Below are 12151 nucleotides of genomic sequence, written 5' to 3'. Positions count from 1 at the left end.
GCCTCGCCCTGGCCGGCCTGAACAGTCCCGCCACCATGAGCGTGGACCCGGCCACGGCCACATCGGATCCCCGGGTCAGAGGTCTGGTCGCCTGGCCGAGAAGGAACACCCCGCCGGCGTAGGCGGCGGCCAGGGTTGCCGTGAGGGCGGCATAGACGAACGTCCGGTTGATGAGCCGGTCTATGTCGTACAGGCGGTACTTGAGGACCGACAGGGCCAGTGACACCGGCAGCGCCAGGAATATCAGGACCTCCACGACCGAGATCGCTCCGCGCGCGCCCGGGACGTGGTCGACGTAGCGGGCCCAGTTGGCGATGGCGAGTGAGGCGACGGTGACCATGACCGCCGCGTAGGCGACCACCTTCACCTGCTGGCGTTCGTCCCCGTGCGACCTCACAGCTCGGACGACAAGCGAGGCCACGCCCGCGAAGCACGCCGCGAACAGGGCCAGGAGTCCCGCGTCCGTGATCGCCTTGACCACGGACACCATCCCCGGCAGCGCCACCGGGTTCACCACCGACGGGACGTTGCCGAGCATCCCGTCGTCGCGGAAGGCCGCCGGGTTGAAGATCATGGCGGCGAAGCCCGCGCCCCCCGCCGCCGCGAGCCACACAAAGGGCCGCCATCGGCGGGACACGGTCCCACCGGTCGGGAAGACCAGCGGAAGGATCGCGCCGAGAAGCGTCCAGCAGGCGCAAAACGCGATAAAGGAGACGAACCGGGCGGCCACGCCCCCGGCCCACGTCCCGGGATGGGTCACCAGCGCGAAGCCGGCGTATTGGTCTGCGGCGACGGCGAGCAGGCCCGTCAGGCCGCCTGCGGCGAACGCCCAGCCGGCGCGGTTCCCGCGGCTGCGGACGGCCACCAGGGAGCCCAGAGCACAGGCGGTGAGCATTTGGGCCGACCAGGCGCCGGCCTCGGCAAACCCGTTCCAAGCTGCCGTCGCGCCGTGCCTGACGGGGGCGTTGGCGACGGACATCAGCAGGCTCCACGCCGCAAGCGCCACAGAGGTAGCGAAGAGAATGGCGGCGAGAGCGTTGGTCCTTCTGCTGCCCCGCGGCGGAGCGCCAGCCCTGTCCACGACTCAACATAGCCCCTCACCGAGGGCGGTTCGACGGCGGCTGGAGCCCGGGGCCGCCTCGGCCTGAACCAAAACGCCCTTGGCCAGGACCTAGGTGAGAGCGGACGATGGGATTCGAACCCACGACATCTACCTTGGCAAGGTAGTGCTCTACCAACTGAGCTACGTCCGCAGCGCACTCATTTTACCCATTGTGGGATGCAGGGGTAGCGAGCCTCCCCGGCCGCGAGACCCTGGGCCCGACGCCTTCGACCCCCCCCGGCCGGAATCGAGGCCTATTCCGTTGTAGTCGGTGAAGGCTGCACGGAGGAAGCGCTCGCAGGATGGCCCCAGACGACGTTTTTGGAGGGTTGAATGCGAGTGACGTTTGCAGGGAGCTTGTCCATGCAGATCGAGGACGAGTGGCTGTACGACGGACGGGCGGTGCCGGTGGTTCTGAAGGCGGAGATCGACGAGGACGTCATCTCCTTTGAGGACGGCCGGGCGCGACTGAGGCTGGACCTGCCGATCGACCTGAAGATCTCCGAGCAGGAGTGGTCGCGGGCGGTGGGCGAGGTCCTGGCCAGGTACTTCAAGACCGCGAAGATCTCCTAGCGAGGTCCGGCGGCAGTGGGCGAGACCAAGAAAGCCCCGGGAGCATCGAACCCGGGGCTTTCTTGGTATGCCGCGGCCCGATGTGCGGGAGCGGCGGCTAGAAGTCGCTGAACCCGCGCAGCAGGCGTTCGATCGTCTCGGCGTGCTCGGTCTCGTCGGCAACCATGTCCTCCAGCCGCACGGACAGCCCCACGTCGCCGAACTCCTTGGCCTGCTCGGCGCGTTCCGTGTACCCCTGGATCGCCTCCTTCTCGAGGCTCAGGTCGTACTCGAGCATCGCCTTGACGTCCGCGTGTTCCTCGAACGGCGCCGGCTGGAGCTTCGGCTTGCCGCCCAGGGAGACGATCTTGTCCGCCAGGAACTTGGCGTGGTCCAGCTCCTCGACGATCTCCGGCTCGAGGATCTCCCGCAGTTCGTGGCCCTTGAGTCCGCCGGCCGTCGCGTACTGGTGCAGGTAGGTGAGCACGGCCTGCAGCTCGTGCGCCAGGTCGTCGTTGAGCAGCTCGATCAGCTTGGTCTTGTCCATGGGCGAAATTCCTTTCTGGTGGCCTGGGACGACCAGACTACCCACCGGCGCCCGAGCGGCTGGGAGCGCCGGCGGCTCGGCGGGCGGATCCGTTGGAGCCGGCACCGTTGGCCGTCCGCGCCCGGTGGGCGATCAGGTCCTCGATCGACACGACGACCAGTCCGTGGACCGCGGCGAAGTCCGTCAGGTCCGGCAGTCGCGCGACGGTGCCATCGCGGTTGAGGACCTCGCAGATCACGCCGCTTGCTCCGAGTCCCGACATCGCGGCCAGCTCGACGGCGGCCTCGGTGTGGCCGGCGCGTTCCACCACTCCGCCGGCTCTGGCCCGCAAGGGGAACACGTGGCCCGGCCGCATGAAGTCCCCCGCGACGCTTTCCGGGTCCAGGATCCTGCGGATGGTGGTCGCGCGGTCCGCGGCCGAGATGCCGCTTCCGGCGGTCCGGTGGTCGACGGACACCGTGAAGGCCGTCTCGTGAGCGGACGTGTTCGAAGTCACCATCGGGTGCAGGTCGAGTTCGTCGAGCCTCGACGGCTGACAGGGCATGCAGACCAGCCCCTTGGCGAAGGTCAGCATGAAGTTGATCGCCTCGGCCGTGACCCGGGCGGCGGCCATGGTCAGGTCCCCCTCGTTCTCGCGGTCGGGCCCGTCCACGACCACGACCATCTGCCCCGACGCGAGCCTGTCCACGGCCTCCGGTATGGGTGCAAACCTCATCGCGCGGTCCTTTGTCCTCCGCACGCGGCCGTCCGCGCGTCCTCTGCATTCGCCGCCGAGGCGTTCTCGGCCCACCAGCCGTCGGGAGCGTACCGGCGTCCCCAGCACACATGCTCCAGAACCCGCACCCGCGCCTCCGGCTTCAGCCGCGGAAGCGCGCGCACCAGTTCCGGCACGGCGTCGTCCGACAGCCATCCGACGTAGTCGCCGTCGAACCGGCCGGTTTGTAGCGCGTGGTCCACGTTCCTGCGCACGACGTAGGCCTCGGGGTTCATCACGTTTAGTGCGATCAGCACGACGAGTCCGGATGCCGCGGTGGCGAACCAGAACCAGCGGCGATTCCCGGTGATGCAGATGGCCAGGGCGATCAGGACGACCCCGATCCAGAAGCAGACGGCCTTGGCGGCCAGCCGGGGCATCGTCGCGCCGAACACCCGCTCGTAAAGGTGCAGCCGGTGCAGGGCCGAGGCTACGGCTACCAGCGTCAGCGCCACGACCCCCAGGGACAGGAAGTGGAAACGTAGCCGCAGCGCACCGGTCGTGTCCGCGACCGCACGCACCCCCAGCAGGCAGACGAGGATCAGGACGGTGGCGGCCAGGAGCTGGAAGAACCCGGAGCGCGCATACTCCGCGTAGGTCAGCCCGGCAGACTCGATGACCCTGCGGCCGCCTTCGGAAAGCGCGACCAGTCTTGCGGCCGCGAAGGCCCCGAGGAGCAGGTTCAGGGACCCGAGCAGGATCGTCCACTCGATGCTGCCGAGCCGTGCGACACCGTGGGCCGGGTCCGGCGGGGGCCGGACGGCCGTCAGCCGCAGCAGGGCGCCGAACCCGAAGGCTCCGACGCAGACGACGATCGCCTTGCCGACGGCGGTGGCGAGGTCGAAGCGGACGAAGGAGGCGAACACCGTGTCGGCCGACGCAAGGAGCAGGCCGACGACCAGCACCACGGGCGTCGCCAGCGCCAGTCCGCGCAACACCGCGGGAATCCCCCGGCGTCCGCCGCCCGCGGCGGCCAGGCCGGAGGCGAGGTACGCCGGCGAGAGGAGGCCCTGAAGCCCAGCCTGGATCCCTCTTTGCACCAGCCGGGGCACCGTGACGTCCACGACGCTGCCGCCTCTGGCGTACGAGCATGCCGCCATGAGCAGCGCGCCGGACACCAGGAGGTCCAGCGGCAGGAGCCAGGCCGAGGCCCGCAGAGCCAGAAAGGACCCCGTCACCAGCGATGCGGCGGCCAGGGCCACCGACTGCGGATTGACCAGGCGCCGACTCAAGATCAGGGCGATGACCACTCCGGCCATCAGGGCGACCGACGCGGTGACGGCCACGCCCGAGCGCAGAGCGAGGTCCAGTCCCACCCCGGCGGCCACCGCCACGGCCGCCTCGGCCCCCGTGACCCCTCGATGCGGCGTCCCCGTCCACGCGGCGTAGGGGTTGACGATTGCGGTTGGTGCGCCTGCGACGGTCACGGTCCCTCCCCCGGCAGCTCGACGACCATCCGGCACCCGGCAGGCTCCCGGCGCTCCGCACGGATGTGCCCGCCGTGCAGGTCGACGATCCATCGGGCGATGGACAATCCGAGGCCGGTGCCGCCGTCGGAGGCAGCGCGGGAGGCGTCGGCGCGATAAAAGCGCTGGAACACGCGAGTGAGGTCCTGCTCGGGGATTCCCGGTCCGTCGTCGGCGACCTCGATCCGGACGTGTCCGTTCTCCCGGCGCGCCGCGACGCTGACGGTCCCGTCGGCGGGGGAGTGACGGACGGCGTTTTCGAGCAGGTTCGCAACCACCTGGTGGACCCGCTCCGGGTCCGCGAAAGCCTCCAGGGCCGGAGGCTGGACGTCCACCGCCAGCCGGACCTGCCCCGCGTGCAGGCGCGACTCGCCGACGGCCTGCTCCAGCAGCGACGCGACCTCGAACCGGTGAGGCTGCAGCGGGACCACGCCGGACTCCAGCCGCGACAGGTCCAGCAGCTGCGCGACGAGGCGGCCGAGGCGCTGGACCTGCGACAGCATCGTCCGGAACGTCTCGGGGTCCGGGTCCTGGACGCCGTCCACCAGGTTCTCCAGCACCGCCTGCAGCGCCGTGATGGGGGTCCGCAGCTCATGGCTGACGTTGGCGACCAGGTCCCTGCGGACACGGTCCACCTCGGCGAGTTCCGCCGCCATGGCATTGAACGCCCGCGCGAGGTCGCCTACCTCATCGCGCGACGTGGCCGTGACGCGGCGCGCGTAGTCGCCGCGCGCCATGGCCTTCGCGGCCGCTGCCATCTCCCGCAGCGGCGACGTCATCCCCCGCGCCAGGACCTGGACCATCGCGATGGAAAGGACCCCCGCCAGCGCGACCGTCAGGTACGGCCACAGCTTCAGCTTCACCCCGGCCGAGATCACGACGACCGTGACGCCGATGGACGCGACGATCACCGCCGACAGCTTGTGCTTGATGGAGGGAAGAAAGTCCAGGGGCCTCACGTGGCCTCGGCCCCCTTGCGGGCGCGCAGCGCGTACCCGACGCCGTGGACGGTCCGGATCAGGTCCGACCCGAGCTTGCGCCGCAGCGCACGCACGTGGGAGTCCACCGTCCTGGCTCCCGACCCGTCCCTGTATCCCCATACCTCCGACAAAAGCCGCTCCCGCGTGTACACGACGTCGGGCTGGGCGGCCAGAGTGTGGAGCAGGTCGAACTCCGTAGGAGTCAGGTGCACCTCGCGGCCTTGCACCAGCACGCGCCTTCGGGCCGGGTCGACGTCGACGCCATCCAGCCTCAGCTGCTCCGGACCGTCGGCCGCGCGGGCCGCGCGCCGAAGCAGCGCGTGGACCCGTGCCACCAGCTCCCGGAGGCTGAAGGGCTTTGTGAGGTAGTCGTCGGCCCCGACGGCAAGCCCCACGACGAGGTCGTCCTCGGAGCCGCGCGCCGTGAGCATCAGCACGGGCACGTGGCGCTCGCGCTGGATGCGCCGGCAGACCTCCAGCCCGTCGAGCCCCGGCAGCATGAGGTCCAGCACCACCAGGTCCGGCCGGACCCGCTCGCAGGTCCTCACCGCCGAGGGTCCGTCCGCGGCGATCTCGACCGAAAACCCTTCGCTTCGAAGCCGGGCGGCCACCGCAGTCGCAATGGGGGCCTCGTCCTCTACGACCACGATTCGGGTGGGGTCCATGTGGCATCAGCCTATGCAGCCGGTATGCAGAAGTCTCACCGACCGTGTGCAGATTCCGTGCAGGGCAGGCGGGCCGGCGGTTTCGCGAGGTCGCGCGAAGGGCATCTCTGCCGAGCGACCAAAAGGAGGCCCTGTTGCGAGTCGTGGTGGTCGGAGCCAGCGGAAACGTCGGGACGAGCCTGCTGCGCGCACTGGCCTCGGACCCGTCCATCGAGTCGGTGCTCGGTCTCGCCCGCCGCATGCCCCGGTGGAAGCCGGACAAGGTCACCTGGGCGCAGGCCGACGTGGCCTCAACCGACCTCGTCCCGCACTTCCGCGGAGCCGGCGCGGTGGTCCATCTCGGATGGCTGATCCAGCCGTCGCGCGACCCTGCCGCGCTGTGGGCGACGAACGTCGTGGGCAGCGCCCGTGTATTTGAAGCGGCCGCTGCGGCCGGCGTGCCCGCCGTCGTCTACGCATCTTCGATCGGCGCATACGCCCCCGGACCCAAGGACAGGGCGGTGGACGAGAGCTGGCCGACCACCGGCATCGCGTCGTCGCCGTACTCCGTCCAGAAGGCGTACGTGGAAAGGCTGCTGGACGTGTTCGAGCGCGACAACCCGGGCATCCGGGTGGTCAGGCTGCGTCCGGGACTGATCTTCAAGTCGGAGGCCGGGTCGGGGGTGCGGCGCCTGTTCGCCGGCCCACTGCTTCCCCGGCGGCTGGTCGGTTCGCGGATGCCGGTCGTGCCCGACCTGCCGGCGCTGCGGTTCCAGGCGCTGCACGCCACAGACGTTGCCGAGGCCTACCGCCTCGCCATCACCCGCGACGTCCGGGGGGCTTTCAACGTGGCGGCCGACCCGGTGCTGGACCCCCGGTCGCTGTCCGAGGCTCTGGGGGGCAGGCGTGTGCGGGTCCCGGCCCCCGTCCTGCGAGCGGCTGTGGCGGCGTCGTGGTGGCTGAGGCTGCACCCGACCGACCCCGGGTGGGTGGACCTCGCGCTCCAGTGCCCGCTGATGGACACGACCAGAGCCAGGCGCGACCTCGGGTGGATTCCGGCGGTCAGCGCGACGGACGCGCTGCGGGACCTGCTGGAGGGAATCGGGCGCGGGGACAGCGTCGACACGCCGCCGTTGTCAGCGCGCAGCGGCGGGCCGTTGCGGCTGCGGGAGTTTTTGTCCGGCGTCGGAAAGCGCGACGGGGGGACGTCGTGACCTACCGCCGGCGCGACTCCCGGAACACCAGATAGGCAAGGGGCGCTGAGGACAGAGCCACAAGGGCCAGGGCCGGGGCGGCCGCTCTGGCGAAGAATGCCTCGCTGGTCGCACCCCACACCCGGGTGGCCAGCGTCTGGAATCCGATCGGAGAAAGCAGCAGTGTCGCCGGCAGTTCCTTCATCACCGTCAGGAACACCAGCGCCAGCGCCGTGAGGGCCCCCGGACGGACCATCGGCGCGACGACGCGCCGCATGACCGTCATCGGACTCGAGCCCAGCGACCGCGCCGCGTCCTCGACCTCCGGGGGGACCTGGAGCAGGGACGCCCGCAGCGCACCGACCGCCTGCGGAAGGAACAGCACGACGTAGGCGAAGGTGAGCATCGCCCTTGTCTGGTACAGCGCCGGAACCAGCCGGGTCCCCAGGAACACGAGCGACAAGGCCACGACGACCCCCGGCAGGGCGTAGCCGACGAACGAGCTGCGCTCGACGACGCCGGCGAATCGCCCCGGATGCCTCGCCGACAGCAGGGCGACCGGCCACGCCGCGACCAGGGCGGCGACCGCGCCCAGCGCGGAGGCCTGGAGGCTTCCCGCGGCTGCCCCCAGCGTGAAGCCGGCGCTCTCGCCGGAGGCCATTCCCCTTACGAACCAGTAGCCGACTATCCCCACCGGGACGACCAGGGCGGCCAACACAAGCAGCCCGCAGGCGGCGAAAGCCGGCCACCTCCAGCGCCCAAGGGCGGTCACCGGCGCCCGGCGGGCCGCGCCCGAGTGGGCCCGGTAGTAGCGGGCCCGGGTGCGGGTGCGTCCCTCCGCCGTGACGACGGCCAGCGTCACAGCGACAAGCACCAGGGACAGGATCGCCGCCGACCGCCGGTCGAACGACGACTGGTACTGCTGGTAGATCACGCGGGTGAACGAGTCAAAGCGCAGCAGCGAGACCGCGCCGAAGTCGTGCAGCGCGTACAGAGCCACGAGAAGGGCGCCGGACGCGATCGCCGGGCGGAGTTGAGGAAGGGTCACCCGGATGAAGCTGCGCCGCCCCAGGCTGCGGGCGGCCTCCTCGACGGACGGGTCCAGACCCCTCATTGCCGACCTGACGGTCATCAGGACGTAGGGATAAGTGAACAGCGTCAGCACCCCCCACGCGCCCGCGAACCCGTAGATCGACGGGAGCCTTTCCACGCCCAGTCCGGACAGCCACTGCTGGGCGACGCCCCGGGGGCCGAATGCGGCCACGAAGGCGTAGCCGCCGACGTAGGACGGGATCACGAGCGGCAGCGCGGTCAGGACCGCCCATGTCCTACGGCCGGGAAGATCGGTGCGGACCGTCAGCCACGCCGCCGGGACGGCTATCAGGGTCGAGGACGCGGTTACGGCGGCGGCCAGTCCGCACGATCTGGCCAGCAGGGCCAGGGTCCGGGAGTCCAGCGCCTGGCGGACGACCGCAGCCGGGTCGCCGCCGGCCGCCCGCACGACGAGGTACAGGGCCGGCAGCAGCGCCATGACCGCCACCGCCCCGGACGCGGCTGCCAGCGCCGGCGGAGCCGGCCGGCCGGCTGGCTGGCTCCGGCGCCCCGACGGGGGGCCGGACGGCGGTTCCAGGACCGCGGCCGGCGCGCTCGGGACTTGCACGTCCTACAGGACTCCAGTCTCGCGCAGCAGAGCCAGCGTCCCCTGGAGGTCCTTGAGGTCGGACAGGTCCACGTCCGGGGACTGGATCGAGTCGATCGCAGGAAGCTTCGCGTCGGGCTTGACCGACGCTACCAGCGGGTACTCGAACGTCTTGGTGGCGAAGTACCCCTGGCCGTCGTCGGACAGCAGGAACTCCAGCAACTTCACCGCGTCGTCGCGGCGTTTGGACGTCTTGAGAACCCCGGCCCCCGCGACGTTCACGAGGCTGCCGGGCGATTTCGAGAAGAACTTGTTGGCGGCCTTTTCCGAGATCGACGGGTCCTCCCGCGAGAGCTCCAGGAGGTAGTAGTGGTTGACGAGTCCGATCGGGATCTCGCCGGCCGCCACCGCCTTCACGATGGCGATGTTGTTCTGGTAGGCCTTGGCCTCGTTGGCCTTCATCGCCTGGAGCCATGTCCGGGCACGGTCGTCGCCCTGGAGCTTGCGGAGGTAGGTGACGAACGCCTGGAATGACCCGTTGGTGGGGGCCCAGCCGACCTTGCCCTTCCACTTGGGCCCGGTCAGGTCCAGCGCCGACTCGGGCACCTCGGCATCCGGCAGCTGCTGCTTGTTGTAGACGGCGACGCGGGCACGTCCGGACAGTCCGACCCACGACCCGTCACGCGACCGGAACCGCTGTGGGACGCGGTCCACCACGCTGGCCGGCAGGTTGGCGAAAAGGCCACGCTCCGACACGGCCCCCAGCGCGCCGGCGTCCTGGGCCAGGAACACGTCGGCGGGGGACCGGTCCCCCTCCTCGAGCAGCGTGGAGGCCAGCGCGGCGGTGTCCCCGTACCGCACCTTCACCTTGATCCCGGACTGCTTTTCAAAGCGCTCGATGATCGGGCGGATCAGGTCCTCGGTGCGGCCGGAGTAGACGGTGAGCTCGCTGCGTCCGGCCCCCGGGCTGGACCGTGGGGGCTTGTCTTCGGTGGACGCGCAACCGGAGGCCAGGAGCAGGACCAGGACCGCGGCGCAACGCCTCATGACTACCTTTCTCACCTGGGGAAAGCCGTCATAAACCAACGGCGGTGAGATTAAGAAGGGATTTCAGCGCGTGTCAATCCGGCGCACGCCCTCGAGGCGCGGCGACGAGGCTACTGAGGCGGTGGCTCGTCCCTCGCAAAGGCGATGACCTCGTCTGCCACGACGACGACCCCAACCCGGTCGCCGGTCTCGAAGAACCTAGCCGGTCCCATCCTGGACCGCACCGTGGTCCCGTCCGGCATCCGGACCTCGACCAGCTGGTCGTGTCCGTAGAACGTGGCGCGTGTGACGACCGCGGGACCGGAGGGCTCCGGACGCAGGCGCAGGCTCTCCGGCCGGACCACGATCACGGCGGGACCCGGTGGGGGTGCCTGCAGCGGGTTGAGCGTTCCGACGCTGCATCCGACGTCGTGGCCGTCGGACCAGCCGTCCAGAAGGTTCGCGCCGCCCACGAAGCCGGCCACAAAAGCGTCCGCCGGGCGGGTGTAGACGCGGTCCGGCGGGTCCACCTGGTGCAGGCGGCCGCGCGCCATGATCGCCACGCGGTCGGCCAGGCTGAGCGCCTCCTCCTGGTCGTGCGTTACGAAGATCGTGGCTGTGCCGGCGGCGCGAAGAATGTCCCGGACCTCCGCGCGCACCCGCACCCGAAGGGCGGCGTCGAGGTTCGAGAACGGCTCGTCGAGCAGCAGCAGAGAAGGCTCGGGGGCCAGCGCCCGCGCGAGCGCCACGCGCTGCTGCTGTCCGCCCGAAAGCTCGTGGGGGTAGCGGTCCTCAAGTCCCGCGAGGCCCACCAGGTCCAGTACCTCGTGTACCCGCGAGCGCCGGGCGGAGGCGTCCACTCCGTAGCCGGCATTGCCGCCCACCGTCAGATGCGGGAACAGGGCGTAGTCCTGAAACACGACGCCCACGCGCCTGCGCTCCGGCGGCACGTATCGTCCCTTGCCCGCGACGATCCGGCCGGACAGCTCGATGGTGCCCGTGTCCGGGCGTTCAAAGCCGGCCACCAGCCGCAGGAACGTGGTCTTGCCGCACCCGGACGGCCCGAGCAGCGCCATGATCTCCCCGGGCGACACCTCCAGCGAGAAGTCGCGCACGGCGGCCACCGGCCCAAAGGACCTGGCCAGGCCGCGGCAGCCCACGGCAGGCGGAGGCGGCGAGCCCGGCGCGTGCGCCGTCACCGGCGCGGGGGACCGGGAGCGGTGAAGCATCGCAAGTTGTCTCCTGTGCATCCGGCGCAGCCAGCGTAAACGGTTCTAGGCCCCGTCTCCGGCTGCCAGGTCGACGTGCATCCGCGGCAGGGACAGGGTGCCGCCGTCCTCGCCGCGGACGAGATAGGTGCGGCCGGCACGGGTGGAGGCGGCGCAGTGGTTGCCGTGGGAGTCCACGGCCACCACGTGCATCAGGACCTCGGACACCGGATCGTGCAGTCCCGCCAGGTCGCGGACGGCGTCCTCGCATGCCGTGCGCAGCGGAACGCCCGCCCGTAGCGCCGACACCACCGAGTGGGCGGTGGCCGCCCGGACCGACATCTCCCCCCAGCCCGTGCACGCCGCGGCCCCCCATCGGTCGTCGGCGTAGTTGCCTGCGCCGATCACGGGCGTGTCGCCGAGCCGTCCCGGAAACTTCCAGGCCCACCCGCTGGTGCTGACGCCACTGGCGATGTGGCCGGCGGAGTCGATTGCGATGAAGTTGACCGTCCCCGCCGCCTGCTCGGGGTCGGCGGCCAGCTTGGACAGCTCGGACATCGACCGGCCCGTGATCTGTCCTCCGTGGCGGTCGACGCCTGCTTGCCACACACGGCGCGCTTCAGGCGTGAGCAGGTCCTCGCGTTGCATGCCGAGCTCTTCTGCGATCCGCGCCGCCCCGTCGCCGGTGATCAGCACGTGGGGGAGCCTGTCCATGACCGCTCGCGCGACGGTGATCGCGTAACGGTAGCCGCGAAGGGCCCCGACGGCGCCGGCCCGCCTGGTGGACCCGTCCATGATCGAGGCGTCGAGCTCCACCTCGCCCACGACGTTGGGATAGCCGCCGTACCCGACGGTGTGGTCGGAGGGCTCGTCCTCGACGAGCCGGCAGGCCGCCTCGACGGCGTCCAGGGCCGTTCCCCCGGACGACAGGACGCTCCATCCGGCGTCCATGCCCGGGCCTCCATTGTGGCTGGATACAAGGATCATCGGGCCGTCCGGGCCTGCTTGCGGGCAAGGGACGTGACGAGCGAGGTGTCTCC

General features: G+C 70.8%; 12 protein-coding genes and 1 tRNA gene. 2 read left to right on the top strand and 11 right to left on the bottom strand.

Annotation, left to right across the window (positions count from 1 at the left end; translation table 11 throughout):
* Positions 1–1006, bottom strand: a 1006-nt coding sequence (locus tag VNE62_04285; protein ID HVE91510.1) for a hypothetical protein, incomplete at its 3' end; no start/stop codon positions are given.
* A gap of 174 nt (positions 1007–1180) precedes the next feature.
* Positions 1181–1253 (bottom strand) — tRNA-Gly (locus tag VNE62_04280).
* Positions 1254–1435: 182 nt separating this feature from the next.
* On the opposite strand from VNE62_04280, the gene VNE62_04275 reads away from it, so the two are divergent.
* Positions 1436–1675 carry a hypothetical protein gene (locus VNE62_04275; GenBank protein HVE91509.1) on the top strand — a complete coding sequence of 80 codons (240 nt, stop codon included), beginning with the start codon at positions 1436–1438 and terminating at the stop codon, positions 1673–1675.
* Positions 1676–1772: 97 nt separating this feature from the next.
* Here the strand turns inward: VNE62_04275 and VNE62_04270 are convergent, their stop codons facing one another.
* From VNE62_04270 to VNE62_04250, 5 genes are read right to left on the bottom strand one after another with little or no spacing between them, the layout of a single operon-like run.
* Entirely contained in the window at positions 1773–2201 is a 429-nt protein-coding gene (locus tag VNE62_04270) for a ferritin-like domain-containing protein (protein HVE91508.1), read from the bottom strand.
* 37 nt (positions 2202–2238) lie between these two features.
* Positions 2239–2916: a 3,4-dihydroxy-2-butanone-4-phosphate synthase gene (gene ribB, locus VNE62_04265; protein ID HVE91507.1), complete on the bottom strand. Its 678-nt coding sequence runs from the start codon at positions 2914–2916 to the stop codon at positions 2239–2241.
* Positions 2913–4382 carry a DUF4173 domain-containing protein gene (locus VNE62_04260; protein HVE91506.1) on the bottom strand — a complete coding sequence of 490 codons (1470 nt, stop codon included), beginning with the start codon at positions 4380–4382 and terminating at the stop codon, positions 2913–2915. The genes ribB and VNE62_04260 overlap by 4 nt, the downstream gene beginning before the upstream one ends.
* Positions 4379–5380 (bottom strand): ATP-binding protein, encoded by a 1002-nt coding sequence (locus VNE62_04255; protein HVE91505.1) that lies wholly within the window; start codon positions 5378–5380, stop codon positions 4379–4381. The genes VNE62_04260 and VNE62_04255 overlap by 4 nt, the downstream gene beginning before the upstream one ends.
* The gene (locus VNE62_04250) at positions 5377–6066 is read right to left on the bottom strand and encodes a response regulator transcription factor (protein HVE91504.1); all 690 of its coding nucleotides are present in this window, start codon (positions 6064–6066) and stop codon (positions 5377–5379) included. Before VNE62_04250 ends, VNE62_04255 begins: the two co-directional genes overlap by 4 nt.
* A 143-nt stretch (positions 6067–6209) precedes the next feature.
* On the opposite strand from VNE62_04250, the gene VNE62_04245 reads away from it, so the two are divergent.
* Positions 6210–7259 (top strand): NAD-dependent epimerase/dehydratase family protein, encoded by a 1050-nt coding sequence (locus tag VNE62_04245; GenBank protein ID HVE91503.1) that lies wholly within the window; start codon positions 6210–6212, stop codon positions 7257–7259.
* 1 nt (position 7260) lies between these two features.
* Here VNE62_04245 and VNE62_04240 read toward each other — a convergent pair whose 3' ends face one another.
* The 4 genes from VNE62_04240 to VNE62_04225 form a co-directional block, all read right to left on the bottom strand.
* Positions 7261–8898 carry an iron ABC transporter permease gene (locus tag VNE62_04240; protein ID HVE91502.1) on the bottom strand — a complete coding sequence of 546 codons (1638 nt, stop codon included), beginning with the start codon at positions 8896–8898 and terminating at the stop codon, positions 7261–7263.
* Positions 8899–8901: 3 nt separating this feature from the next.
* Positions 8902–9924 (bottom strand): iron ABC transporter substrate-binding protein, encoded by a 1023-nt coding sequence (locus VNE62_04235; GenBank protein ID HVE91501.1) that lies wholly within the window; start codon positions 9922–9924, stop codon positions 8902–8904.
* Between the two features lie 110 nt (positions 9925–10034).
* Positions 10035–11132: an ABC transporter ATP-binding protein gene (locus tag VNE62_04230; protein HVE91500.1), complete on the bottom strand. Its 1098-nt coding sequence runs from the start codon at positions 11130–11132 to the stop codon at positions 10035–10037.
* A 45-nt stretch (positions 11133–11177) separates the two neighbouring features.
* Complete coding sequence (locus tag VNE62_04225; protein ID HVE91499.1) at positions 11178–12098, bottom strand: N(4)-(beta-N-acetylglucosaminyl)-L-asparaginase; 921 nt, start codon at positions 12096–12098, stop codon at positions 11178–11180.
* Between the last annotated feature and the right edge of the window lie 53 nt (positions 12099–12151).

The organism is Actinomycetota bacterium (genome assembly GCA_035536535.1).
GTDB lineage: Bacteria > Actinomycetota > JAICYB01 > JAICYB01 > JAICYB01 > DATLNZ01.
This window is presented reverse-complemented; position numbering and strand designations above follow the sequence as displayed.